General features: G+C 41.4%; 24 protein-coding genes. 10 read left to right on the forward strand and 14 right to left on the reverse strand.

All coding sequences use genetic code 11. The features are described from left to right. Window positions 1–14 precede the first annotated feature (14 nt). Window positions 15–137, reverse strand: a complete 123-nt coding sequence (locus V7K44_RS23925) for a hypothetical protein (protein ID WP_334935059.1) — start codon at window positions 135–137, stop codon at window positions 15–17. A 274-nt stretch (window positions 138–411) separates the two neighbouring features. Between V7K44_RS23925 and bchM the strand changes: the two genes are divergently transcribed. Beyond that, window positions 412–1,098: a magnesium protoporphyrin IX methyltransferase gene (gene bchM / locus V7K44_RS23930; RefSeq protein ID WP_334935061.1), complete on the forward strand. Its 687-nt coding sequence runs from the start codon at window positions 412–414 to the stop codon at window positions 1,096–1,098. A 448-nt stretch (window positions 1,099–1,546) separates the two neighbouring features. Here bchM and V7K44_RS23935 read toward each other — a convergent pair whose 3' ends face one another. The 5 genes from V7K44_RS23935 to ssuD all read right to left on the reverse strand — a co-directional run bounded on the left by V7K44_RS23935 (window position 1,547) and on the right by ssuD (window position 7,359). Beyond that, window positions 1,547–2,902 (reverse strand): (Fe-S)-binding protein, encoded by a 1,356-nt coding sequence (locus V7K44_RS23935; protein WP_334935063.1) that lies wholly within the window; start codon window positions 2,900–2,902, stop codon window positions 1,547–1,549. Window positions 2,903–2,990: 88 nt separating this feature from the next. Then, window positions 2,991–4,304, reverse strand: coding sequence for an FAD-binding oxidoreductase (locus V7K44_RS23940; protein ID WP_334935066.1), 1,314 nt, complete (start codon window positions 4,302–4,304; stop codon window positions 2,991–2,993). Between the two features lie 665 nt (window positions 4,305–4,969). Then, on the reverse strand, window positions 4,970–5,536 hold the full coding sequence (ssuE, locus tag V7K44_RS23945) for an NADPH-dependent FMN reductase (RefSeq protein WP_334935068.1): 567 nt from the start codon (window positions 5,534–5,536) through the stop codon (window positions 4,970–4,972). Continuing rightward, window positions 5,533–6,171: a beta-class carbonic anhydrase gene (locus V7K44_RS23950; RefSeq protein WP_334935070.1), complete on the reverse strand. Its 639-nt coding sequence runs from the start codon at window positions 6,169–6,171 to the stop codon at window positions 5,533–5,535. The genes ssuE and V7K44_RS23950 overlap by 4 nt, the downstream gene beginning before the upstream one ends. A gap of 27 nt (window positions 6,172–6,198) precedes the next feature. Next, the gene (gene ssuD, locus V7K44_RS23955) at window positions 6,199–7,359 is read right to left on the reverse strand and encodes an FMNH2-dependent alkanesulfonate monooxygenase (RefSeq protein ID WP_334935072.1); all 1,161 of its coding nucleotides are present in this window, start codon (window positions 7,357–7,359) and stop codon (window positions 6,199–6,201) included. Between the two features lie 400 nt (window positions 7,360–7,759). Here ssuD and V7K44_RS23960 point away from each other — a divergent pair, with 400 nt between their 5' ends. The 3 genes from V7K44_RS23960 (at window position 7,760) to msrB (ending at window position 10,507) form a co-directional block, all read left to right on the forward strand. After that, window positions 7,760–8,290 (forward strand): MgtC/SapB family protein, encoded by a 531-nt coding sequence (locus V7K44_RS23960; protein ID WP_334935074.1) that lies wholly within the window; start codon window positions 7,760–7,762, stop codon window positions 8,288–8,290. A gap of 347 nt (window positions 8,291–8,637) precedes the next feature. Then, window positions 8,638–9,891, forward strand: a complete 1,254-nt coding sequence (locus tag V7K44_RS23965; protein WP_334935076.1) for an RNA-guided endonuclease InsQ/TnpB family protein — start codon at window positions 8,638–8,640, stop codon at window positions 9,889–9,891. 121 nt (window positions 9,892–10,012) lie between these two features. Beyond that, window positions 10,013–10,507, forward strand: coding sequence for a peptide-methionine (R)-S-oxide reductase MsrB (gene msrB, locus V7K44_RS23970; RefSeq protein WP_334935078.1), 495 nt, complete (start codon window positions 10,013–10,015; stop codon window positions 10,505–10,507). Between the two features lie 498 nt (window positions 10,508–11,005). Here msrB and V7K44_RS23975 read toward each other — a convergent pair whose 3' ends face one another. After that, window positions 11,006–11,605, reverse strand: coding sequence for an MBL fold metallo-hydrolase (locus V7K44_RS23975; protein ID WP_334935080.1), 600 nt, complete (start codon window positions 11,603–11,605; stop codon window positions 11,006–11,008). Between the two features lie 180 nt (window positions 11,606–11,785). Between V7K44_RS23975 and V7K44_RS23980 the strand changes: the two genes are divergently transcribed. Beyond that, a complete protein-coding gene (locus tag V7K44_RS23980) occupies window positions 11,786–12,955 on the forward strand; it encodes a pyridoxal phosphate-dependent aminotransferase (RefSeq protein ID WP_334935082.1) in 1,170 nt (389 codons plus the stop codon). Window positions 12,956–13,471: 516 nt separating this feature from the next. Continuing rightward, window positions 13,472–13,843, forward strand: a complete 372-nt coding sequence (locus V7K44_RS23985; RefSeq protein ID WP_334935141.1) for a four-helix bundle copper-binding protein — start codon at window positions 13,472–13,474, stop codon at window positions 13,841–13,843. Between the two features lie 120 nt (window positions 13,844–13,963). Here the strand turns inward: V7K44_RS23985 and modB are convergent, their stop codons facing one another. Next, complete coding sequence (gene modB, locus V7K44_RS23990) at window positions 13,964–15,760, reverse strand: molybdate ABC transporter permease subunit (RefSeq protein ID WP_334935083.1); 1,797 nt, start codon at window positions 15,758–15,760, stop codon at window positions 13,964–13,966. A gap of 418 nt (window positions 15,761–16,178) precedes the next feature. On the opposite strand from modB, the gene V7K44_RS23995 reads away from it, so the two are divergent. Continuing rightward, on the forward strand, window positions 16,179–16,949 hold the full coding sequence (locus V7K44_RS23995; protein WP_334935085.1) for a potassium channel family protein: 771 nt from the start codon (window positions 16,179–16,181) through the stop codon (window positions 16,947–16,949). A 338-nt stretch (window positions 16,950–17,287) separates the two neighbouring features. Here V7K44_RS23995 and V7K44_RS24000 read toward each other — a convergent pair whose 3' ends face one another. After that, window positions 17,288–18,190, reverse strand: a complete 903-nt coding sequence (locus V7K44_RS24000; RefSeq protein ID WP_334935088.1) for a class I SAM-dependent methyltransferase — start codon at window positions 18,188–18,190, stop codon at window positions 17,288–17,290. Window positions 18,191–18,441: 251 nt separating this feature from the next. On the opposite strand from V7K44_RS24000, the gene V7K44_RS24005 reads away from it, so the two are divergent. Beyond that, window positions 18,442–19,950: a hydroxysqualene dehydroxylase gene (locus V7K44_RS24005; protein WP_334935143.1), complete on the forward strand. Its 1,509-nt coding sequence runs from the start codon at window positions 18,442–18,444 to the stop codon at window positions 19,948–19,950. Window positions 19,951–20,056: 106 nt separating this feature from the next. Continuing rightward, a complete protein-coding gene (locus V7K44_RS24010; RefSeq protein WP_334935090.1) occupies window positions 20,057–20,422 on the forward strand; it encodes a DUF6464 family protein in 366 nt (121 codons plus the stop codon). A gap of 108 nt (window positions 20,423–20,530) precedes the next feature. Here V7K44_RS24010 and V7K44_RS24015 read toward each other — a convergent pair whose 3' ends face one another. From V7K44_RS24015 to fmt, 4 genes are all read right to left on the reverse strand, one after another. Then, a complete protein-coding gene (locus V7K44_RS24015; protein WP_334935092.1) occupies window positions 20,531–21,373 on the reverse strand; it encodes a fatty acid desaturase family protein in 843 nt (280 codons plus the stop codon). A gap of 187 nt (window positions 21,374–21,560) precedes the next feature. Continuing rightward, window positions 21,561–22,313, reverse strand: a complete 753-nt coding sequence (locus V7K44_RS24020) for a DMT family transporter (protein WP_334935094.1) — start codon at window positions 22,311–22,313, stop codon at window positions 21,561–21,563. A gap of 10 nt (window positions 22,314–22,323) precedes the next feature. Next, entirely contained in the window at window positions 22,324–22,629 is a 306-nt protein-coding gene (locus V7K44_RS24025) for a hypothetical protein (RefSeq protein ID WP_334935096.1), read from the reverse strand. Window positions 22,630–22,858: 229 nt separating this feature from the next. Next, complete coding sequence (fmt, locus tag V7K44_RS24030) at window positions 22,859–23,860, reverse strand: methionyl-tRNA formyltransferase (RefSeq protein WP_334935098.1); 1,002 nt, start codon at window positions 23,858–23,860, stop codon at window positions 22,859–22,861. Between the two features lie 974 nt (window positions 23,861–24,834). On the opposite strand from fmt, the gene V7K44_RS24035 reads away from it, so the two are divergent. Further along, complete coding sequence (locus V7K44_RS24035) at window positions 24,835–26,169, forward strand: hypothetical protein (RefSeq protein ID WP_334935100.1); 1,335 nt, start codon at window positions 24,835–24,837, stop codon at window positions 26,167–26,169. Between the two features lie 270 nt (window positions 26,170–26,439). On the opposite strand, the gene minE is transcribed toward V7K44_RS24035, so the two are convergent. Beyond that, the gene (minE, locus tag V7K44_RS24040; protein ID WP_094350996.1) at window positions 26,440–26,736 is read right to left on the reverse strand and encodes a cell division topological specificity factor MinE; all 297 of its coding nucleotides are present in this window, start codon (window positions 26,734–26,736) and stop codon (window positions 26,440–26,442) included. Between the last annotated feature and the right edge of the window lie 17 nt (window positions 26,737–26,753).

Below are 26,753 nucleotides of genomic sequence, written 5' to 3' on the forward strand. Positions count from 1 at the left end.
TAGTTACCAACTTCTTAATTTATTATAATCATTGGAATATAGTGCGATCGCTCTTGTCGATTCCCATCAATGATATACTCATCACCTGAACCAAAAGCGATCGCAATTATTTTTACTGGCGTTGACTCCAGTATCACGAATGAGGCTCTCCCAACAACACAATTGAACACTTGAATTCTTGAATCATCTGCGTTATCACTTCGCTGACGGCTAATCCTCATTTTGCTTGTTAAGCCAGCATAGCTTCAATGTTGCGCGTTGGGATTGGAATTCGGCACTCTGAGTTCCTCTGTATACGTAAGTATCTTTGCTTATCAGCGAACTATCATCTGGAAAAATCTGGAAGACCGCTCTTATGGGTTCCTATCAATGATAATTTTAAGCATTGGGAACCCCTAAAAATCGAAGTTTATGAACGCAGCCGACGACAAAACGATTGTTCGCGAGTATTTCAATTCCACAGGGTTTGACCGTTGGAAGCGAATCTACGGCGATGGCGAAGTCAACAAAGTCCAATTAGACATCCGCAATGGACACCAGCAAACTGTGGATACAGTTCTCGGTTGGCTGAAGGCTAATAACAATTTACCAGAGCTATCAATCTGTGATGCTGGGTGTGGTGTCGGTAGTCTCAGCATTCCCTTGGCGGTAGATGGTGCCAAAGTCTATGCCACCGATATTTCCGAAAAAATGGTAGAAGAAGGCAGAGATAGAGCCAAGCAAACTTTGGGAAATACCGAAAATCCTACTTTTGCTGTGCAGGATTTGGAATCATTGAATGGTAGTTACCATACCGTTATTTGCCTAGATGTTCTCATCCATTACCCTCAAGAAAAAGCTGATGAGATGATATCTCACCTCTGTTCTTTGGCACAGTCGCGGATAATTCTCAGTTTTGCGCCGAAGACCTGCGCCCTGAGTATACTCAAGAAAATTGGCAGTTTCTTTCCTGGGCCAAGTAAAGCCACTCGTGCATACTTGCATCGTGAGGTTGATGTGGTGAAAATCTTGGAAAGTAATGGCTTTTCATTGCAACGACGGGCAATGACGAAGACTCGCTTCTATTTTTCTCGCCTACTGGAAGCTACACGCAATTAAGGTTAAAATCGCAGCAAAGGTATCATATCATAAACCTCTTGCTGCGATTTGACAATCTCAAACCTGAGATATGGTAAATATTGCCGTTGGCATCAAGCTTTATTTTTCTCTAAGAGGATGTTTGAAAAGTCCTCTTGTCGGTATCAAAAGTTTTAGATCCTTCTAAATCTCCCGATAAATTGGGAGACTTTGATTCCGGTTCCCCCCTTTTTAAGGGGGGTTAGGGGGGATCTAAAAGTGCCTAAAGTCACAGTTAAACACTTTTCAAACAACCTCTAAGATGGTCGCCCAATCCCATTGAAAATTTGAGTGCTTTACTTTCAAATTCCTTTAAATTCCATACCAATTTCTACCTCTTTTTCTGCACACTTAAGCCAGCAAAATTATTCTCATCCGATTAAATTAAGAGTGCTGAGTATTGTAAATGCACAACGCAGCTAGCAAACGTCTACAATTTCAATTTCTCACCACGAATCGAATAATCTAACAACTCCATCGGGTGAATAACTGAAATCTTCTTACCTTGCAACTGTAAATGTTTAGTAATTTGCAAAGTACACCCAGGATTAGCAGAAGCAATTAACTCAGCACCAGTATTCAACAAATTCTCTACTTTTTGCCGACCCAATTCTTCAGATACTTCTGGTTGCAGCATATTATAAACCCCGGCACTGCCACAACACAAAGCTGCATCTATTGGTTCTCTCAACTTCACCCCTGGAATTTGTCGCAACACCTGACGCGGTTGGACGCTAATCTTTTGCCCATGCAATAAATGACAAGCATCTTGATAAACTAAATTCAATGGTTTATCAGTCAACGGTGAAAGTTTCGCTGTTAACCCAACAGTTGCCAAAAATTCTTGAGCATCTTTAACCTTAGCCGCAAAATCCTTGGTCTTTTCCCGATATTCTGGGTCACTTTCTAAAATGTGACCGTACTCTTTCAAAGTATGACCGCAACCAGCAGCATTGATAATCACGAAATCGACATCTGTCTTGGCAAAACTATCAATCATCTGTCTTGCTAAAGCTTTCGCCTGTTCTGTTTGTCCTTGGTGTTCGGGAAGCGCTGCACAACAACCTTGAGATTTGGGAATCACAACTTCACAACCATTCGCCGTTAAAACGCGCACTGTTGCTTCATTTACAGGTGAGAAAAACAGCCGTTGGACGCAACCCAAAATTACCCCGACTCGATATCGCTTTTCACCTTTAGCAGGAATCACACTAGGCAAATTATCTTGAAAAGATTTAAGAGTAATTTCTGGCAGAATTGATTCCATTGCTGCCAAACGGGGCGATATTTTATTCAGTAAACCTGTAGCCCGAAATAACTTAGCAAATCCTAATTTTTGATAAACTAACAACGGAACTAATAAAACCCGTAAAAGATTGGGATAAGGAAACAGAGAAAATATCAATTGACGAAAAAATTGATCTGCTAAACTGCGGGGATAATTTCGTTCAACTTGATGACGAGTTGCAGAAATTAACTTGTCATACTGCACCCCCGAAGGACAAGTACTCACACAAGCAAGACATCCCAAACAAGAATCAAAATGTTCTACTGTTGCCGTATTGAGGGCAATTTCACCCTCATTAATTGCATCCATTAAATAGATGCGTCCTCTAGGAGAATCCATCTCCTTACCCAGCACCCGATAACTGGGACAAGTCGAGAGACAAAATCCACAATGGACACAACTATCAATTAACTTCGGATCAGGCGGATGACTCTCATCAAAACCCTTCAAATTCTTTAAACTAGCCGTATTATTAACAGAATTTTCTGAAACTTGCATATTACTATCTTTCCCCTCTTCCTTTGCGTCCTTTGCGTCCTTTGCGGTAGCCTGCGGCAAGCCTCTGCGAGTCTACGTTTTCTTAAAACTAAATCCCACCCACAAACCGACCAGGACTTAAAATATTTTTACTATCAAACTGTTCCTTAATACGGCGCATCAACGGCAAAGCATTCCCCGTATAACCCCAAACATCTATTTGTTTTTTAACCGCAACTGGTGCTGACAGAATTGTTAAAAAACCTTTATTCGCTTGAGTGGAATCGCGCACCTTCAAAACTTGATTTTTACTCTCTAATTGTAACAAACCTAAACCACTACTAATATGAATTAAACCCAACTCCACTTGAGTCAAAATCTCCACAGCAGCAGTAGGTAACACTCCTATTTTGCAGCTAATTACCGATTCTGTAGCAGTAGTATGTATTCGTTCTTGCAATCTCTGCCATAGACTAGCCTCATCACCATCGGCAAAAATTGCCCCATTTAAGCCTAGCTTTTGCCCTACTTCCAAAACTCGGTTTGACTGTTCCTTAACACTTTCACTAATACTTTGAAAGCGAGCAATTAATCCCAGCCCTTCACCTAAACCTAAACTAGACACTAATTTAGTTGATAGCAAATCAGCCTGAACTGGTGTTAACGCCGAACCTCGAAGGATATCAGCCGCTTGAGATACAGCCTCAGCTTTACCAGTTAGTACCACCGTCCCCGATGCCTCGGCTAGCGGATACAGGCGAAAAGTTAGTTGACTAATAAAGCCTAATGTGCCACAAGACCCCGTAAGCAACTTCATCAAGTCATATCCGGCGACATTTTTAACTACTCTTCCCCCAGCTTTGGCGATTTGTCCATCAGCACGGACAAAGGTAATACCTAGTAACTGGTCGCGCACGCTACCATAGCGTTGCCGCAGAGAACCTGTATCACCTGTGGCAACAATACCGCCAATGGTTGCTGACTCTGGTGCTGTGGGGTCAAGGGCGAGAAATTGCCGCGATTTTGCCAAAAGTGCTTGTAAATCGGAGAACTTCATCCCAGCTTCTACTGTGACAGTCAAATCGCCAACAGCGTGTTCAATTAGTTGGTTGATGCGTTCTGTACTAACTACAACATCAATGCTTTTTGCTAAACCACCCCAGCTAAGTTTACTACCACTACCACAGGGAAGGACGCGCCAGTTATTTGCGTGAGCCGTGGTAATGACTGCGGCTAGCTGTTCTTGGCTGCGGGGATAGACAATACAACTGGGTGAATTTCCAGAAGCTATAGCCTGTTGGATACGTTTTTGCTGGCTGAGTTCGATATTTTCCCAAAGGCAAATAGCATTTTCTTCACCGACGATAGATGCAAGTTCAGAAGCGCAGACGCCTTGCGGCTTGTCGTTAGACATCGCTTTCATTGAGTTTATTTTTTTACGCCCTACTTCTAATTTACTGGCTAACCTGACCAAAAAAGCGCATTGCCATTAATTCGGGGGCTTTTGATTCCTACGGGTGGTTGCACCAACGACAGCTTGTAATTAGCGCCAAATAAAAGAAAGTTTGTTTTTCAAGCGATCGCTACTCATTTACAATAAACTTTTTACCGCAGTCTGCAACTTTAACGTTTATGACTAATAATCTATTGCGTAAAAAGTTGAGCTTTGCTAAAGCTCAATAAAGTTATGATGCTCTTGTATTAAGAGCGATCGCGCTTTGGTTGGTTAAGGTATTAGCCTTATCCAACCTATAATTTTGTGAATTTATTGATAAACTTTGAAATTTAAGTGGAGAAAGTAGTAGATGAGTAAATTTCACTCATCTACTACAGGTAGAGTTAGGAGAAAATTTGCATATATACAAGATATTTTATAGAAAAAATAATAAATCATAGCGGTGTTAGTTGAATAGACTATAGAAGTTGGGAGATAAGTATGAGCGTAGTCTATAAATAATTTTAATATTGCAATAAAAGTGCAATTTATAAAAGTAAAGTTATGTAGCTCTGATTAAGTTTAAAAAAAAGTAACAGAGGGATAAAAATTACCCCTCTGCTACAAGCAAACGGAGGTATAAACTTGATTATTTAATTGGCATGAACCAATTCTTGAGGCGCTGCGGCATCATATTCTACAGCTTTAACAAATTCCTTGAGAACGTCTTTGAGTCTTTGCTCAATTTCCTCATCTAACAAGACACTGTTATCAGCTTGGCGTTGAATTTGTTTGTCTACCGCATAAATAGTAGCTAGGATATGCCGCGCTCCTAATTCAGATAAGACAGGTTTCAGAGCATATTCAATTGCCAATAAATGAGCGATTGTTCCACCCAAAGCAATTGGTAACACGGGTTTACCTGTTAATGATTTTTGTGGCAGCAAATCTAGAAATGTTTTTAGCACTCCTGTATAAGCAGCTTTGTAAATTGGGGTGGCAATAATCACACCATCTGCCTTTGCTAATAAAGCTTTTGGCTGTTCTAAAGCAGGGCTGTCGTAACGTCCAAAAACTAAATCTTCAGCAGGTAAATCCCGAACTGAAATAATGTCTACATGCAAGCCTTCTTGTTGTAAAAGCTTGGCTGTATATTCGACAACACCATAGGTTCTAGATGGATGGGTTGGACTACCTGCGATCGCTAAAATATTTGTCATTCAATTAAACTCCCAATTTCTAACACGGGTTCAGTATGTTTTGTGGTTTTGGTATTCATGGCTGATGCTGTGTTGACTTTCTCACTCAGACGTTTGTAGGGACGGCGCAAACTCATACTCTCTACTTCCCAGATGTAGCCATGAATAACTACATCTTGGGGAATTAAAGGAGAACTACGCAGTAATTGCACCTGCTCTGTGCAGATTTCATCCACATCGGTAAAGGTTTTGATCCATTTGGAAAAAACGCCTTTTGGTAGCTTCAACTCCGGCAAAGCAGGATCGACACTAACTCGATCCACATCAATACCTTGATTTCGTAATACCTCACTGAGAAAGTCTCCTGATGCTGTCATCATGCCACATTCGGTATGATTAATAACGATGATTTCTTTTGTGCCAAAAAACTGTGTAGTTAACATCGCTGACCGAATTGCATCATCTGTAACTAACCCCCCAGCATTACGGAAAATATGAGCATCTCCTTCACCAATTCCTAATGCTTTCTCCACTGGTAAACGTTCATCCATGCAAGCTAGCACCCACAAGCGTTTATTGTTAGGTATTCCCAACTGACGACGCAATACCCACGCTTCTTTTTCTGAGATTTTTTGGTCGATTTGTTGGTGCAGCATAGCTGTTAATCTCCTAGTTCTTATTTACTAGGATATGGACGTTGCTCTTTCTTGAGGCTTTTGCTTAGGGAAATCTTCATTTGCCACAATTTCGCCAAATGGACTTAAGACGTGTTGCTTCTCCACTGTGGGTAAATTATCTAAGGGCAAATGGGGAAATAAAAGTTCTGCAACTCGATAAGCTTCCTCTAGGTGGGGATAGCCAGAGAGGATAAAGGACTCAATACCTAAATCTGCATATTCTAATATCCTGGCAGCTACAGTTTGGGGATCGCCGACTAAGGCTGTTCCCGCACCACCCCGCACCAAACCGACTCCTGCCCACAGGTTCGGGCTGATTTCTAATGCCTCACGATTACCGTGGTGGAGTTGAGTCATTCGCTGTTGTCCAACTGAATCCATCCGCGCATAAGCTTTTTGAGCTTTAGCGATCGCCTCATCATCTACATACTTAATCAATTGATTCGCTGCATCCCACGCTTCACTCTCGGTTTCGCGCACAATCACATGTAGGCGAATCCCAAACCGCAAAGTCCGGCCTTCTGATAAAGCAAGTCTCCGAACTGCTGCAATCTTCTCGGCTACTTGCGCCGGTGGTTCGCCCCAAGTTAGATAAACATCTACATGTTTAGCAGCAATTTTTTGAGCAACAGGAGAGGAACCGCCAAACCACAAGGGCGGATACGGCTTCTGAACAGCTGGAAACAATAGTTTCCCATCCTGAATGTTAAAGTAATCGCCTTGGAAATTAGCTTGTTCACCACTAGCGATCGCTCGCCATACTGTCAAAAATTCATCTGTTAATTCATAGCGCCGATCGTGATCCAAATGCAAGCCATCTCCGGCTAACTCCACGGGATCGCCACCGGTCACGACATTTATCAGCAAACGTCCTCCAGAGAGGCGATCAAAAGTCGCCGCCATCCGCGCTGCTACCCCAGGTGATACCAAGCCGGGACGAATTGCCACCAAAAAACGCATCTGTCGCGTCAGTGATACCAACGTTGACGCTACAATCCAAGCATCTTCGCAAGAGCGGCCTGTAGGCAGCAATGCCCCTGTATAACCAAGGTCATCCACCGCTTGGGCAATCTGCCGCAGATAAGGAAAGCTTACTGCCCGTCCGCCTGTAGCAGTTGCAAGGTAACGTCCGTCGCCATGAGTTGGGATGAACCATAGTAGCTGCATGAATCCTGTTCTTTTAAACTCCGGCAATTCGATAGAAATACCGTGCTTTATTTGTAGTTTTTAGAGTATCACATATTCTACTGAACCGAGCAAGAAGTTTTCCAAAAAACTCCGGTATCTCTATCAAACCCATGTATATTAAGCCGTGTCAATCAGTTGGGGATTGGGCATTAGCATAGTTATTCTCCCCCTACCCCCTCTCTGTCTCTAGGAAGAATCCAGTAATGGTGGCTTTGTGTATACTTATTTACTTATTTATAACCCTTTGTTAAATTAACCTTAATGTACTAAAAACCTATTGATTTGCTGTGCTTAAGTTTTCAGCTACAAAAGTGGGTAGTCATCCATCTCACTGCCAATAGGTGCAAAATTCTGTTCTATCTCTAGGAGAAATAAGGCAATGGGGCCGATGTTTATTGCTGCCAACGATTGGCCACATATAGCGTTTAGATTATCTTTGGCGCTCCTGGTTGGTTGCTTGATTGGATTTAACCGTCAACAAGGAGGAAGGCCAGCAGGGATGAGAACATTCATGCTCGTGAGTATGGGGGCAGCACTATTCGTGATGATTCCTTTGCAGGCTGAGGGCGAGAGTCCCTATGCTGCTACCAATGCACTGAGTCGCACAATTCAAGGTGTAGCCACCGGGGTTGGATTTCTCGGAGCTGGATTGATTTTACAAGAATCTCCTCGAAAATCTGGAACACCAAAAGTAAAAGGTTTAACTACAGCTGCCTGTGTCTGGACTGCGGCCGGTTTGGGGGCTGCGATTGGTTGTGGTTTGTGGCAAATGGGATTATTGGGAGGCTTACTAACTCTGATTACCCTCAGTGGGGTAAAGCGGCTCAATCGCGCATTTGTATTTATGACAAGTCAGGGTAAACACGGGACTACTCGGGATTTAACCACCTCTGATGAAGATGATGATTGACCGTAGTTGAGGCTCCAATTGAAAAATATACTTGCTATTGTCCAAAAATCAGGTGAAATAGATCGGATTCCCACCTAGTATTTGGCTAAAAAATAATTTGTTGTTTCTTAGCTAATTTTAACTAATTCGGCGGAATTCCCCATCCGTCTACATGGTGGGGATGGATAGCCGGGTGACGACGAAAATACCTCCGACTAATATCAACCACAGGTTGATAAGAAAGTGGGGTGTTTGATAGCGGAGCGTTAGCGAGTCCGCGAGCGTCGGAGTCACCAATTATTTTATTTAGTTACTTTACCACAATATATATTCATGATAAAGTAAATACATCAAGGAGGTAATGTTGAGTGTTACATAAGGTTGTACAAGTCCGTTTATATCCGTCACTTGAGCAAGAAATACAACTAGCGCAAACTTTTGGGTGTGCTAGATGGTGGTGGAATTACGCTCTAAATAAGTCGATTGAAACTTATAAATCTTCGGGCAAGGGACTTAGCCGTGTTGCACTCAACGCATTTCTTCCTATACTCAAAAAGGCAGAAGAGACTGTGTGGTTAGCTAATTGTTATAGCCAAGTTTTACAGGCTACGACACTGAATTTAACTACAGCCTACAAAAACTTTTTTGAGAAACGTGCTGGATTTCCTAAGTTCAAATCCAAACATGGTAAACAGTCAATTCAGTATCCTCAAAATGTCAAAGTTGTAGATGGCAATGTCAAACTCCCCGGTAATATTGGGGTAATCAAAGCCAAAATACATAGAGCGATTGAGGGGAAAATCAAGACTGTTACTGTGAGTAAAACGCCTTCGGGGAAATATCTTGCGTCCATCCTGACCGAAATTGTTCGCGTAGCGTCTCCGACTGGAGTTGGAGAAAATCCGGTTATTTCAGAAGGTAAAATATATGGTATTGATTTGGGGCTAAAACACTTCGCAGTTGTTACCGATGGTGAAAAGGTTTCCAAGTACGATAATCCTAAGCATCTTGCCAAACACGAGAAAAATCTAAAACGTAAACAGAAAAAATTAGCACGTAAAGTTAAAGGGAGCAAATCAAGAAATAGTTATAGAAAAGTTGTCGCCAAAGTATACGAGCGAGTTAGTAATTCAAGGCAAGATTTTCTACATAAACTTAGTTACAAGTTGGTCAGCGATAGCCAAGCTGTCATAATAGAAAATCTTCATGTCAGAGGCATGATTCGTAATCATAAATTGGCGAAGGCAATATCTGATGCTGGTTGGGGAACATTCACTAACTTTTTAGCCTACAAGCTAGAACGCAAGGGTGCAAAGTTAGTTGAAATTGATAGATGGTTCCCCAGTTCAAAACTCTGCTCTAATTGTTTCTATCAAATCGGTGAGATGCCGTTGGATGTCCGTGAATGGACTTGTCCTCATTGCAAAACTCATCATGACCGCGATGGAAACGCAGCAGCAAATATTAGAGCCGAAGGCATCAGAATGATAAAGGCGGAAGGTTCAGCCGTCTCTGCTGTAGGAGGGGAGGTAAATCCTATTCTTGGGCGAAAGTCTAAGTTTAGGCACTCCCCCTTGATTACAGAAGCCCCAACTTCAACCGTACTCGGTAAGTTGGGGTAGTTCACTCAGTTTATCAGGGCTAATTCAGAGCGATCGCTGATTATAGTCATTCATGTAGGGTAGGGAATCCCGTACTGGAGTTGATTGGCCAGGGAACCGGAAAATAGAAAATAATAGATATATGGACAAACGCTATTTTTTACAGGCTGGTGCAGTCATAGTCGGCACAGCATTGTTATCAAGGTATATCAATTGGGGGTCACAAGCAATGACAACTTCTCAAAGTGGATTTGAAGTTACCAAACCAGAGTCAGAATGGCGCACGATTTTAACGCCAGAACAGTTTAATGTATTGCGTAAACATGGGACTGAACGCCCTTACACCAGCCCACTGGATAAGGAATACGACAAAGGTACTTATTATTGTGCCGCCTGTGAACTACCACTGTTTACATCTAATACCAAATTTAATAGTGGTACTGGTTGGCCTAGCTTCTTTAATCCAATTGAAGGTGCGATCGCCTTTACTGTAGATAAGTCGTTGTTTATGACCAGAACTGAAGTGCATTGTAGTCGCTGTGGTGGTCATCTGGGTCATGTTTTTGATGACGGCCCTGCACCTACTGGCAAGCGCTACTGCATGAACGGTGTTTCGCTGAAGTTTACTCCTGCTTAATTAAGTTGGGTAGGCGTAGACCCTCGTGACATCGCATACACAACTTAAATCATCAGATTTTGGAGCTTGACCAAGGGTGAACAAAGTTTTGACAATAACTTGTCCTACTCAATCCTACTGGACGAAATATTGTCAATTTAGGAAAGTGCAACTCTTGGTCTTCGCTAAAGATAACCTAAATTACCCTATTTGTTTGGCTCTTTTTTCTCCTTTTTGTCTTTAGGATCTTTTTTAGGTTTTTTAGCTTCTTTATTACTTTTTCTTTCCTTAGACATCAGCGTTCTCCAACTAGGTTGATCGTTAAAAGCCTTCGCATTCTGCCGTCAGGAAATCAGGATATTACTTACCTGATATTCTTTTATGGCAAAACTATTCAGACATAAATGCTACTAACTACCATGATACGGTGTTGTTTGATTTTCTTCTGACAGCCTTTTATATCTATTTAAACTACAATCGCCTGTAGGGTAGCATAGCTAGCTGTGCTACCCTAATTATTTACAGCGTCGCTACCAGATCCTTTAAGCGATCGCGTCCATCCCGAAAGACTGGCCAACCATCCCCCACCAGCACTGCTTCTACCCGACTCAGTTGAGCCAACCTGCGAACAGAAGCAACAGCCTCCTCTCGATTCAGCAGTTTGTCATCTGGTAAAATTGTCAAGCTACCTGCTTTACGTGCCCGGACTAAATCCCCTGTAATTAAAGTTGTCTCTTCCAGTAACAAAGCCAACTCACCGGGAGTTTTAGAACCATTGAGTTCAATCACCTCCAGTCCTGGGACAAATTCTTCACCATCAGATAGCCAGCGATCGCAAGGTATAGGAAAAGTGCCTTTTTCTGCTATGGGGCCAGCTATCTTAGCATAAGTTTGATCGGCAATTTCTTTACTTGCCCTGATATGCTCAGAATTCGTCAGCACAATCCAAACCACACCACCGAGGGATTTCAGATGATTCCAATCATGGTTTGATAGGGCTACTGGGTCAATCAAGATGTTGCCATCTGGGCGAATCCAGGCAATCCCATTGAAATCAATATTTCTTGCCGGATTGAAATTAGACCAGCTATAAAGATCGGGACGGTGCAAAGATTTCATGATGATTCTGGATCACTACTTCAATAATTGACTATTAATCTCAATAATTAAGTATATAGATTATGAGGTTGCATTCCCTCTGGATCGGAAATTTGAGTATACTACGATAAATCTATCAGCATTATGCATTTTATCGGGTTTGCAGAAATTCTCGGTTAACGGCAATACGGAGGTATAGGGGTGAGTGAGATTAAGCGGCAAAAAATATCAGCAAAGGCAGAACAGTTTACAGAGTCGGTGATTCGAGAAATGACGCGGGTAGCACTGCAACACGATGCGGTGAATTTGGCGCAGGGTTTCCCTGATTTTCCTTGTCCCTTGGAGTTGAAACAGGCAGCATATCAGGCAATAGAAACAGATGTTAATCAGTATGCCATTACTTGGGGCGATCGCTTATTTCGTCATGCGATCGCTAACAAAGTCCGTTGGTATCTCGGCTTAGATATCAATCCCGAAACCCAAATCACCGTTACCTGTGGTTCCACAGAAGCAATGGCATCTGTGATGCTGGCGTCAGTCAATCCGGGTGACGAAGTAATTGTATTTGAGCCATATTACGAAAATTACGGCCCCGATGCGATTTTAGCTGGTGCTATACCCCGTTATGTGACACTGCATCCTCCTCATTGGACATTTGATGAATCACAGTTGCGTCAAGCTTTCAATACCAATACCAAAGCGATTATTATCAACACACCCCACAATCCCACAGGTAAAGTCTTCACCCGTGAAGAACTCACCCTAATTGCTGAACTTTGTCAAAAATGGGATGTGTTAGCGTTCACTGATGAAATCTATGAACATATTCTCTATGACGGCACTCAACATATTGCCCTAGCTACCCTTCCCGGAATGGAAGAACGCACCGTTACTATTAACGGTTTATCCAAAACTTATAGCGTTACCGGATGGCGAGTCGGCTACATTTTAGCAAACCCCGAATTGACAGGGGCGATTCGCAAAGTCCATGATTTTCTCACTGTTGGCGCACCTGCACCATTGCAACGAGCCGGAGTTGCCGCCATGCAACTACCACCATCCTATTATGAAGAACTAGCCAAACTTTATCACCAGAAGCGAAACAGCATTTTACAAATTCTAGACCAAGTTGGAATTCCCTATTTTGTTCCCAAAGGAGCGTATTATGTGCTTGCAGATATTTCCAAATTTGGCTATAAAACAGATGTTGAATTTACTTACCATCTAATTAAAAATATTGGTGTCGCTGTAGTTCCCGGTTCCAGCTTTTTCAGCCAACCAGAAAAAGGACATTCATTGATCAGATTTTGCTTTAGCAAAAGACCTGAGACATTACAAGCAGCGAGCGATCGCTTACTCAAATTAGAATAAAATCTATAACCGACATCATAATTTATTTTCCTCTCTTATGTAAGTTGTTAAAACTACTTTTTTGTGAGGTATTTTTGTTTGAGGTGCGGTTTAAATTTCATGATGAATTACGAATTTATCAGACCATATATCTTCAAATTAATATAAATTAATGAAACCTAGATTAATATAATTTTACAAATGCTTGATTTAAGCATTCATTTGTTAAAAAATATAACATTATTTTCGAGTTAAATTTAACTCTAACTTTTGATCCCCGATGTAAAGTTGACTTGTCAAATAAAACCCCACTCCGAAGTGAGGGTTTAGAAGCCTTAATGTATAGTATTTCACAAAAAAACAACACAGAAATAGTGTAGGATTCGTTCAAATTCCCGGTAATTATATCGGGATAGTAGGCTTAAAAATTCTAGATTAAAAACCCCATTGACTCTTTAAAAAGATAGGGCTAATGTGATGAGTAGTCCTTAAAAGGACACTATTTATGCATCAAAAAATCAGGAGATACTTCCGATGATGATGATGATGATGACTGAAACCATGACTCCAGAAATGCAGACTTGCATGGATGTTTGTATGGACTGTCATAAAATGTGCATGGAAACCATGACTCATTGCATGAGCAAAAGTGGTCAGCACATGGATAAGAACATGATGAGCATGATGAGCATGATGCGCGATTGCTCCGAAATGTGCATGATGTGCATGAATATAATGATGAGCGGTTCTGAGTTCATGGAACGCACTTGTATGCTTTGCGCCGAAATGTGCGATCGCACTGCAATGGCGTGTGAGATGATGAGCGATGACGCGAAAATGATGGAATGTGCTGCCGCTTGCCGCAACTGTGCAGAGTCTTGCAGAAGTATGCACATGATGCCTGCTTAATTTCCCTAACTAGCAGAAGTTTCTCTGCAACCTAATATTCAAGCGCTCAGACTCTTTGGGGTCTGGGCGCTTGAAGTAATATTCTTTTGAAGAATTTCCCACGTCCCATACATCCTGCGCTCACTCCATCAGAATCAACCGCAGAGGATCTAAACGCACATACCAAGGAAAAGGTTTGTCTTTCATCGTCGCCCATTTTTCTTTGAAGACTTCAGCTTGCAGATGGTAATCTTGAGAGTTCTTGCCAGCCGAATGTAGTTTGAGAAACAACGTCATCCGATGAGGTGTTTCACTTGTTCGTACTACCCAGCAGGGAAAAGTGTTTTCCTGTGATGAGTCGTTGGTAAAAATGAACTGATGGGCACGAATGCCAACGTGAGATAATTCGCTCTTGACTGGCTCAATTACTTGCAGAGTACAACCCCAATCAGTCGCCTCTACCTGTTGTGATGACTGGAGAACAGCACGGGAGAAGTTTTTACATCCAGTAAGTTGGGCGACACTAACGGTAGCAGGATGCTGGAAAATCTCGTATTTGCTACCATAATGAACGGCTCTACCATGCTCCAACACCAATAGATTTGGACAAATCCGATAAGCTTCTTCCATATTATGGGTGACAAATAGAGTCACACCTTGGTACTCAGCAAGAGTTTCTGTCATTTGCTGCTCTAATTGGCTACGCAGATGTGTATCAAGTGCGGAAAACGGCTCATCTAAAAGTAATGCTTCCGGTTGACTTGCCAATGCTCTTGCTAAGGCTACCCGTTGTTGTTGTCCCCCAGAAAGTTGGTGCGGATAGCGATCGCCTAATCCCTGCAACTGCATCGCTATAAGTTGCTCCTCTACCTGTACCCGAATACTTCCAGCAGATAGCTTTTTGGGCAAACCGAAAGCTATATTTTGCGCCACACTCAAATGCGGAAAAAGGGCGTAATTTTGCACTAAAAAACCAATGCGGCGATCGCGGCTGGGTAAATTAATTCCTTGTTCTGAGTCAAACAGAACTCTGCCATTTAAAACTATACGTCCTCTTGTTGGCGTTTCTATCCCCGCAAGGCAGCGCAAAATCATGCTCTTACCTGCCCCAGAACCCCCCAACAATCCTAAAGGTTGTTCATCAGTAGTGAAAGCAACTTTTAAATCAAAGCTAGGAAGGATTTTTTCAAAATTGACAAACAATCCACCAGATTCAAAGCTAAATTGCGGAGTATAAAGATTTTCTCCCCCTGCCTCCCCTGCTCCCCCTGCTCTTTTTCTTTCCCTCAATTCTTGCCAGAAGTTAACCCCAATTATTCCAGATAGAGAAATTGCCATAATTGCGATCGCCCAAAACCAAGCCTCATTCATTGCTCCCGCTTCCACCGCAAAATAAATCGCCATTGGGATTGTCTGCGTTTGTCCAGGAATATTACCAGCCAGCATTAACGTTGCCCCGAATTCTCCCAAAGCACGGGCAAAAGCGAGCATTGTGGCGGCGACAATGCCGGGTAGTGCTAAGGGTAAACTGATGCGCCAAAAGATTGTAGCTTCGGTTGCACCAAGGGTTCTAGCGACTCGCAGCAAGTTGCCATCTATTTGTTCAAAGGCTCCCAATGCAGTTTTATACATTAAAGGGAAAGAAACTACTGTGGCTGCGATCGCAGCACCATACCAAGTAAAGACGATGGTGAAGTCAAAAGACTCCATAATTTTCCCTACAGGGCCATTTTTGCCAAAAAATAGCAGTAACAAGAAACCGACAACTGTAGGCGGTAAAATTAGAGGCGCAATAAAGATACCCTCAATCAACGACTTAGCTTTGCCACGATATCCCAGCATCCAGTAGGCAGCAGCTATACCCAAAAAGAAGGTAATAAATGTGGCAAGCAATGAAGTTTTAAGTGATATCCAAAGAGGCGATAAATCCAATGGCATAGTTGCATAGGGAAGAATTAGCTCAACTAACCCCTAATTTACCAACTTTAGCTTGAATATGTCGGTAAAAGTTGGTAAATTACATCACAATCAATTAGGAAATCCTAAAAACTAGTCAAGCTTTCAACAAAAATCGCGTTCAGTTGAGTATCAAGTATGAGAATTCGATACGGTTTGTTATCATTTGATACTTATCTTGAAACCAACTGTTAAAATTATTTGAAATTAGGCACTTCCAAATAAAAAATATCCAATTAACTCTTGTGGGGTGGGCATCTTGCCCGCCCAGTTTATATGGCGGGCAAGATGCCCACCCCACAAGATTGGATAATTTATTTCTTAGAGTTCTCTTACCAAAATGTAAAAATCCTCGCAAACACATCCTGTTAGCAGTATCTAATGCTAGCGTCAACAGAAAGTGCATCCCCCTCCTACCAGCAATCAAAAAAAACCCCAAGACCTTTTCTTAGTATGCGGACTCAAAACTTTAGGGCAACATTGCGTTGCAATCCTCAAGGAATACGATGTTAAAGTTAGCGCCATTGAGGATGTGCCACCCGAACATTGGGAAGTCCCAGAAGTACCTAACTTACTAGAAAAGTTGATCGTCGGAGACTGCCGCCAGCCAAGTGTTTTAGAGCGGGCAGGTATATGTCAGTGTCGTTCAATACTTTTAGTAACCAGAAATGAGCGGATAAATATAGAAGCTGCCTTTGCAGCACGGCGTCTTAATCCGCACGTTCGCTTGATTGTACGTTCAGACAAACAAAATTTCAATAAACTCTTGTGGGAAAATCTCGGCAATTTTGTTGCCTTTGAACCCACTCATCTTTCAGCCCATGCCTTCGCTCTAACAGCCCTTGGCTCTGAAGCTATTGGATATTTCACCTTAGAAGGGCAACTGTTGCAAGTGATAAAGCACAAGGTACAAGCGAAGGATAGTTGGTGTAATGGCAAGCCAGTACATAGACTCAATCTTACAACTCGCCGCATTTTGAGTCATACACCTGTTTCATCTAACCCACTTAAAGAATTGTTTGGCTGGAATCCAGAGGCAGAAGTGCAGCTAGGAGACACGCTAGTTTACATTGATGTGGCATACGAACTGGCTTTATCTGAGCAACATCGACAATCTCATACCCAATACCACTTTATAAACATCAAGCTCAACGTCTTGTGCGCGAGTTAACAAAAATACAAGTTTTGGCAAATGTTATCTACGTTGGGCAACCTTGAATCTTCCGTAACTATAAGTCATACCATTTACTGATAATGATATTATATCCGTATAATTAGTTATGCTAACCACAGTCATTACACCCCACCCCCAAACCCTCCCCGCAAGCGGAGAGGGGAGACAAAGCATAGCTTTGGCGGGGTGGGGTTCTTCGGATTTAATAAGCAATCAAGCGGACATAATATGATTGGAGTTCATAGGCATTTATTGTAAAAGTAAAAGCACAAGATTGTTGTGCTTTTGTAGATTATTTGTATTCAGTTCATTGTGAGAAGCAGTTAGTTTCTTAATCAGTCCAGTTGAGTACTGTAGGCACTAAAACCGTAAGCCAAAGTTTCTTTTAAATTATCTGATGGCTTGAGACTTCTGTTGATAGCATTAGCAAACGGTACGGGAATCCCTTTGATAGTTTCCGGCAAAATTGCATATTCTGCTGTTGGTTCCACAATATATTGTGGGCACTTAGTTTGGATGCCAGCAGTCGCTAACATTTCATTTATTTCAGCAGAAGAATATTGCTTGAGATAAACTGGATTTCTTACAAATGGGTTCAGCCTTCTGATAAAATTATGGATGATATGAGAAGGACAAGACTTATTGTGAAAGGAATGATTAAAAACAAAAATTCCACCAGGTTTTAACACACGAGAGATATCAGCCAATAAATTTCTTAATTGGGCATCTGGGATATGCATAAAAACGCAGTTAGAAATTACCAAATCTATAGAGTTATCTTCTAAAGGCAATGTTTCAGCAGAAGTGCAAATCAAGTTAAATTCCGCTTCTGGGAAAAAATTGTATTCTTGTTTAACTTTGATTAGCCGCCGCAACAAAGGTTCAGAAATATCAATGCCATAATATTTCTCGCATTTCAGATTTTTCGCTTTCGAGAGATGTAAAGGTGCGCGGCCATAACCAGAACCAATTTCTAGAATAGAACCGACAGATTTATTCAACGGAAATTTGTTCCAAGTACCTCCAGGCGTACCAGTTAGCAGAGTGTAATCTTGTTTAATGGGTGATGTCGCTGCAATTTTTTCAATTTTTTGGGAACCATAGTATGTTTTACCAATTGCGTCCCATGTTTTTTTATGTTGAGTATTAGTTAATTGTTCATAGTCGCTAGGAAAATAAATTCCATCTCGTAATTCAAAGTCATTTAGACTGGATTTTACATTTGCTAATTGAGACATTATGATTATCCTCATCAATAGTGAAGTCTGTTTTCTGTTATACTCTTAACTCAGCATTAACCGCAAGTGATTTTTACTGAACCGCTTTCCCTAAGCCTTTTTTAAAGTCTATAACTATTTTAAATTCGATGGAATGTGCGAGCAAAGCGCCTATTGCATCCAAGTGAAAACCGCTATAATGACAACCTTTGCTCGATCAAAACACAAGTTCGTATACATTAGTTGATGGACTGCAACAATTGGAGGCTGCGATGGTAGGAGGGTTACAACAAAAACGTGTGGTAGTTGTAGGTGCTGGTTGGGCTGGTTTAGGAGCAACCTATCATTTGGCAAAACAAGGTTATGATGTGACACTTCTCGAAGCAGGCCCCTATCCTGGGGGATTGGTGGCAGGTTGGCAAACATCTGCCGGAAAATCTGTTGAAGCTGGCATTCATGGGTTCTGGTATCCTTACAAAAATATTTTTTCCCTAATCAATGAATTAGAAATTAATCCTTTTACTACTTGGACTCGTTCTTCGCAATATTCGCCAGCAGGTTTGGAAGTTGAATCACCAATTTTTCAAGATTTACCGCGACTCCCCTCGCCACTAGGAACTTTTCTCTACACTCAGTTTAAGCGACTGCCACTAATTGACCGTCTTAGCGCCCTGCCTTTACTTTATGCGGTTGTTGATTTTGACAATTCTGATGCAGCTTGGCGGCGCTATGATTTTGTAACTGCCCGTGAATTGTTCAAAGACTTTAACGTTTCTGCGCGACTTTACCGCGAAGCTTTTGAACCGATGTTATTAGTGGGCTTATTTGCCCCTGGCGAACAATGTTCAGCCGCCGCAACTTTAGGGATGCTTTACTTTTTTATTCTGGCTCATCAACCCGATTTTGATGTGGTTTGGTGTCGGGGAACTGTCGGAGAAAAGATATTTCGTCCTTGGGTGGAACGTATTGAAAAAGCTGGTGCGCGAGTGTTGCCGAAGCGTCGGGTTACAGACTTAATTGTTGATAGTAATCAAGTCAAGGGTGTGGTTTGTGGTGATGAAGTAATTGAAGCAGATGCCGTGATTTTTGCGGTTGGAGTCACGGGGATGAAGAAAATTGTCTCAACTAGCCCTAGTTTACAAAGCCGTGAAGAATTCCGTAATTTGAGCAATCTAGGAGCAATTGATGTTTTAGCCACGCGACTATGGTTTGACCGTAAAATTGATATTCCTCGTCCTTCTAATGCTTGTTTTGGATTCGACGCAAGTACAGGTTGGACGTTTTTTGATTTGAATGCTTTACATGATGAATATCGGGATGAACCGGGAACAGTAATTGAAGCTGATTTCTATCACGCTAATCAGTTTCTAGGTTTGAGTGATGAGGAGATTTTAGCAATAGTTCAGGGTTATTTAGCAACTTGTGTACCAGCCTTTCGGGAAGCAAAGATTATTGATAGTAGTGTAATTCGGCTACCTCAAGCGGTAACTCACTTTGCACCAGGTAGCTATCGTTATATGTTACCCGCTAAGACAAGTTTTGATAATGTGTTTATGAGTGGGGATTGGATTGTGAACCCTCATGGTTCCTGGTCGCAGGAAAAGGCTTATGTTACTGGTTTAGAGGCGGCGAATTTGGTGGTGTCTTATTTGGGAGAAGGTCAGCCATCTGAGATTTTAGCAGTAGAAGAGGATGAACTGCATATCCAAGTGGCGCGATCGCTCAACCAAACTCTACGTGACTTGGGCAAATCTATCTTACCTAACTTTTGGTTGCCTTAATCCGTAGGGAGGCGAAGAGTGAATCAATAATTGTAATCTAAATTCGGTAAGCTAAAGAAAGCTATGCTATACGATCCTTCTAATGTAAATCAAATCACATAAGCTTATGGAGCTAGACTCTTTACAAACTGAGGTGATTCTGACACATCCGCGTGAATCACTCGGTAAAGTGCAACTTGATTGGACACCTCAACCCGGAAATTATCTCGATTTTGAGGGTAAAACCTACGCGGTTTTAGAACGCCGCCATAGATACCAACTCAGAGCAGGGCGCTACCATTTACACAACATTGCTATTTACGTCCAGTCTGCCAAACGACCATCTGAGAAAAGTTTGGTAGGTGGACGTTGGGTAATCGGTGATGCCACCTGCTGCTACAATGCTCATTCAGAACTCATTCGCTGTGCAGTCAACCCAGAGGGACCTTGCGAATCTTGCCGCTTTTATGAAAAGTTAGAAGTTACAAGTTAGGAGTTAAAAGGTAGTTTTTCACGTTATTAAAGAGCCGTGTGAAAAAAAAGATTCAAGCACGGTTTTATAGCCGAGTCAGGAGGCTGACTTTCTGACTTAGGCATCCACTTAACTACGTGATAATTGCCTGTAAATATCTAATAAGCCGTATGAAATGTCTGAACTTTCGGCACACAAAACCTTATGTGACTCTGGTAGTTTGTACCAGGGAATAGTAGGGTAAAGATGGTGAAGATAGTGATACCCAGTATTATGAGTTAAAAGATTAATTATCAAGTTAACGTTTGATCTCGTACCGGATACTGTATTAAAGTGTTCATGTACCTCAGACCAACATGAATAACATGAATAACACCATACTAGGGGGACAAACCAGTACAGCAGTAAGATGTTGAGATGTCCTGATAAAAAGAAGCCGAGAACGACAACGAACCAAAACAGAAATATCTTAAAGCCGCTTTTGAACGGACGCCAGTCCAACTCTTTCATGTGAAGGTAGGCGTCTTCCAAGAAAAGATAGCCAGCAAATCCCATTAGAGGTTTGATAAATAAGATAAATAACACATTTTTATTGGGTTTGTATAAGCCCAACATTTCATAATATTCAGGTATATAATCTTTATTGCTCCCAAAATAATTATGATGGGGAAAGTGGTGCTTACGATAAGCAGATACTGTTCTAAATACAGGAAAAGCATAGAGAAACTCTAACTTTTCATTCCAGATTTTTCTCTCAAATAAATTATTGTGTGTTGCTTCATGTACTAATCCCTCTCCGATAGCAAATTGGAAAATGCCGATCGCCCATACTGAAATTAAATACACAAATATGTTATTCATCCAAATGCTAAAAGCAACGAGCGCAAAAATTGCAATCCAGTCTCTCAGTAAAGCTAGAAAAGCTTTGCTATCGTTTCGTTCAATAAAGTCAATTGGTTTACTTTGATACATCTGTGCGTTCTTTAACAAATCAAACTACTAACCTGCTGGGGGCTAAGACAAGGGCGATTAAGAAACGATTATACTACTTTGTGTAAGCCCAAGTAAACTGCTGTAAAAATAAGGATAGTAATCAAAATTACTACTGGTTTAAATCAACGATTTCACCTTAAATTAGTCCTATTCGGTTCAACATTACTCAACCAAGTGATTCCACTTCTTTATTAGGACTCAGCACTGCTTCCAAAACCTCGCCACTTTTTGCTGTACTATCCGAAGCCGTGCTTGTTGGTGAGAATTCTGAATCACTTTCGTCAATTTTGGGACGGATCAAACTCAGAAATATTCCGACTAACACCATTGTTGCGCCAATGAAACTGCGAGGTGAAAAAGTTTCGCCAAGTAGCAAAAATGCAAAAATTGCTCCAAATACAGGCTCTAAGGCAAACAATAGTGCAGCTTTCTGGGCTGATATCCAGCGTTGTGCTACTGTCTGTAACAAAATAACTATGGCAGTGCCAACTACACCAAGATAAATCAGTACAGGAAAACTTGTTTTGATTGCTTCAAGTTGCTCAGTTAGTTCGGGAATAGCCCACAATATGCCTAGTGCTGCTACAACCCAAAGCTGGATTGTAACGAATGGCATAGGTGAGTACTGTGGCGAAAACACCTCAAGCACAATTATGTAAGCGGCATCGCTGAGGGCAGAACTCAACACCCAAAGGTCGCCAATCATCGGTGTCCCACTCTCCCAAGACATAACCCCAATTCCGACGAAAGCAAGCATTGCTGCTAGTGCAGTTCTGATAGATAAGCGCTTGCGAAACAGGATCTCAAACAGGTTTACAAAGACCATATTGAGACTGAAGATAAATGAAGCTTGGTTTGCTGAGATAGTCTCTAATCCAATCGTTGCAGGAGCAAAGATACCGAAAAGTAACAGTCCCATGATTGCTCCGTCACGTACTAAGCTTAGGACTCACGCAAAAATAAGTTGAACACTTTTGATTGAGAATCAAGACTAACAGCTTATTTAAAATTAAATTTGCACAACTTATTTTTACATGATGCCTTACATTCAAATTACGAATAAACGGAGTAAGAATTATTGCCGCGATCGCAAAACGAATTGCAAATTGCGTGGCTGGCGAAAAGATAGTGATTGCCTCTTTGACTACCGCAGGAATACTTCCGAAAATTAGTGTTGTAAAAATGACTAATATAACACCCACAGTTTGTCTGTTAATTTCTGTGATTTTTTTCATCAACTACTTTTACTAATAGAACTTATGTATTGAGAACTCAATATTTGGTATTATTAATGTTGGATTCTACATCAAAAAATACCCCCATCCTTTCAGATGAAGGTAATATATAGGAATCATATTTGATTTTTGAAATACAAGGGTGTGTTAGCCTCAGCGGAACGCACCAAAAGTTTTGGAGTCAGGTGCGTTACGGCTTACGCCTAACACACCCTACATATAACGTTTCCTAACCCGCACCAAAAACTTCTCCCACTGTTAAGCGGCTACCATTCACAAAATCCCATCCCGACTGGGGACGTTTACCAGCTAGCTGAATCTCTCGCAACAGCAACAAACCTTCCCCAGTTTGGACGATCGCACCAATTCCTTTGGCAATGCCCACTACAACTCCCGGTTTATCTGAAGCATTTGACAAATCAGGCAATTTCTGGATTAATTCTTGTAATTCTGGTGGTAGATTGCGATCGCTTACAGAACCAAGAGGAATAGAAGCGGTGATTTTAAACAAGTTGTCACGAAAGGTAGCCGTGCAGTTCGGGTAAAAGCCTCTAATTTGATTGTGTAACTGGATCGCACTTTTTGACCAATCCAAACCATAATCTGGTTTTTGAATTAGAGGCGCATAAGTAGCTGCTAAATTATCTTGGGGTATTGGTTGAATTTCTTTACGTTCCAACTTCAACAGAGTTTCCACCAACAAATCCCCACCGATCTCTGCTAGTCTCTCAGCTAAATCTTGGGCATTATCCAGTAATCCAATCGGTGTAGTGGCTATTTGGAGCATTGCGCCGGTATCCATCCCCACATCCATCAACATGGTGGTGATCCCCGTTTCCTTCTCTCCGTTATACAAACACCACTGAATCGGCGCTGCACCGCGATATTTGGGTAAAATCGAGCCATGCACATTAATGCAAGCTAACTTCGGCATCTTTAAGATTTTTGCCGATAAAATCTGTCCATAAGCGACAACAACAAACACATCTGCATCTAATTGTTTGAGTTTGGTTAAAGTTTCAGTGTCTTTTTTCACCCGTTCGGGTTGCCATACTGGTAAGTTGTGAGCAGTAGCGATCGCTTTTATGGGTGAAGGCGTAAGTTTATTTCCGCGTTCTCGGCGTTTATCTGGTTGGGTAACAACCGCTAGCACCTCAAATTCTGAATGATTCAATAATTTTTCCAAGGTGGGTACAGCAAATTGAGGTGTACCAAAAAATACAATTTTCATTAATAATTAGTAGTTTTTAGTCGTGAGTCATTAGTTAATCGTAAGTGCGCCCTTCATAACTGACAACATTTAAGTTGTATGTTGAAACAGAATTCACTAAACCAGCATCTAGCAGGTTCTTGTATTCGGGACGCAGTTGCAAAATACAGTTGTTAGCTGTAAATAATATTGGCTGTTTGGTGGTACAATGTTTTCGTATTCATGAAACCAAAGGCTGCTTGATTAACTTAATAGTTAAGTTGACAAGGGTAAAAGCTAGTATTAGCCGCATTTGCCTCTAGTGAAACTAATCACTTAGTGGTTTTTCTTTGCGAGTCGCTAGAGCATCTACCGAGTGAATTTTGTTGTGTTCCCGATTGTCTTCCCGAAATTAACTTTAAATGTAGTTAAATTTCCGAAAAACTATTGCGTCTTCTAACTACTTCTGTAGTTTAGATAGCAATTTATAACTTTGGGTTGCTGATAGCAATATCTTCTGAGTATGATGTATTATGCGTCCGCTTTCCCAGGTTTTTAATTAACGCCTCACGTTTACTATCATGAGGGTTTGCGCTGTTATATTTAGTGTGTAACGTAGCTTATTTGCTGTGTACTAGCGATTGCTAGTACGATCCCCGATAGCTGAGTTATTAACTCTTGTTCGCCAGCGTCATTCCCCAAACTATATCCTAAATATTCCTTAACCAAGACTTATTTTTGGTGTGTTTGGGTATAGGAACATTATATATCGTGTAGTAATTACTGACTTCTCAGCATATTTACTATACTCGCATATTTTTGCAAAAAAATATTCCGTACCTAATTAAGAAAAGGTGTAGACAATGATACTTAATTTTTGTAACCCTCTGCAAACTTTGAAGATATTATTTCGTCATTAGTTTTAGTTTCTTGTTATACATATAACTACCACCTGCCCCATTGCTGTTGATGTATTGCTTCTTACATAGCAATTGCCCCCTCTAGAGAGTCTACAAATGCTTAAACCCCTTTTGCTGTCAGGATGGTTCCGCACCCAACCATTTCTCAATTATGTTGTCGTTGCGATCCTAATTGCACCTTTATTAGGAGCATCGGCTCACTCAATCCCAGTAAGATCCGAAGTACATAAACTAACTTCGATGCCTGGAGAATCTGACTCTGTATCAAAGGAAATAGCTTTAGTTGGGGAACCTGAGATAGCTGAAACATTAAAAACAGATCAAATCGAATCGATAACAGAAGAATTTGACTCTGTGCCAACACAAAGTACTACTCAGGAACCGCAAGTATTACCAGAAAATAAAATTGAGTCTTCAACTGAAGTAGATAATTATCTCTCAAGCAGCGATTTAGATTTAAGTGATGTAACTGTTCCCGATTCTTTGGCAGCAGTTGAACTAGCACCATCAACAGATGTTCCTGTTAGTCAACTTAATTTAGTACGCAAACTTAAAGCTGCTAATGTCAAGTCTTTGAGGGGACAAGAAAATTATCTCTCTAGAGAAAAGTCTTTTACAGAATCATTGACAGCAACTCAGGTAGCACCAGCTATTAAAGAATCTCAATCAACCACAACGACGGAAATACCTGTTGTGGAAACAGCTAATGAGTCCCAAGCTGAACAAATAGATCCCATCGGTAGTCCTCATCCGATTCCTTGGAAATGGATTACAGCAACTCAAGAAGCGGTTGCTGCTAATGGTGGTTCTGGAGTGCGTCACTATCGCAGCGTACCCGTGATTTCTCCAGATGGTAAATATGCTGTTTATAGCCGGGTGCAACTGGAAGTAAAACCCCAAATGTACAACAGCCGTGTCACCAGCGTCATGTTTGTCCAAGATATGCACACTAAGAAATTGTGGGTGATGGCTTCAACGACTCCAGTTAGCGATCCTTTATTAAAGGTAAAGGCTGTAAAGGGGGAGTCTTCAGAAGAAGAAACTGATCCGAGTGGAAAGATTGGGGTATTAGTTCCAGTTAGCTGGTCAGAAAAAGGCGATCGCTTCTTAGCACGCAAGTTTGAAGGTATATTTAACACAGGTGATTCTACAGATAGTGCAGTGATTTGGGATCGGCAAAAAAATCACGCTAACACAGTCGCTCCTGTGAGTGAGGAAGAACATGAAAAAATTGCCGTATTGTTAGGCTGGAGTAAAAGCCAACCAGATCGTGTGTTATTCCGTGCGGGGGAATTGGGCGAGGAAAACTGGCCATTAATGCAAGTTGCTAATGATGGCAAGACTATCACTACAACAGACAACGATCGGCCGATTACTTTTGGTAAAAAGGTGACTGAAATTTGGGCAGGGCCACAAGTTGCCTACCGATAGATTATAAAAAACCCTATATACTCCCGTTGTCACTACTGACAACGGGATTTTTTTATCCCTGTTTTCGGAGAATGGCAGAGGTTGGATATCTTCAATTTTTCCTGTTTTGGTGAGACAAATTCATATTTTAAATCAGCAATATAATATCTGCCAAACCATCTATAAAAAGTAGTTTGTAGTGAGGACTTTAGTCCTTAAAGCCAGGACTAAAGTCCAGACTACGAACGAATAATTTGACTACATCATAAATATAAATACTTAAAATTAAAGCTACAGAGGCTTATCACCTCTTTCCCACTCAGGTATGGCACCCTTCACCCGGCGGATGGGCAAGTTGGCGATTAAAGCTGTGGTTCGTTGGTTGCTTTCTAAGGAGAACTCCAAGCCCTCTGTCTCAATTTCTACATAGCGACAGACTACATCTAGGATTTCCTTCCGCATTTTTTCCAACGTTTGAGGATCTAAGTCAGCGCGATCGTGAGCAATCACCAATTGCAGGCGACGTTTAACTTGAGTTCGACTGCTATCAGGGCCGCGAAAAAAAAGTTTTTCTAGAAGTTCAATCATTACGAATAGGTCTGGCG

Source organism: Nostoc sp. (assembly GCF_036917235.1).
Lineage (GTDB): Bacteria > Cyanobacteriota > Cyanobacteriia > Cyanobacteriales > Nostocaceae > Nostoc.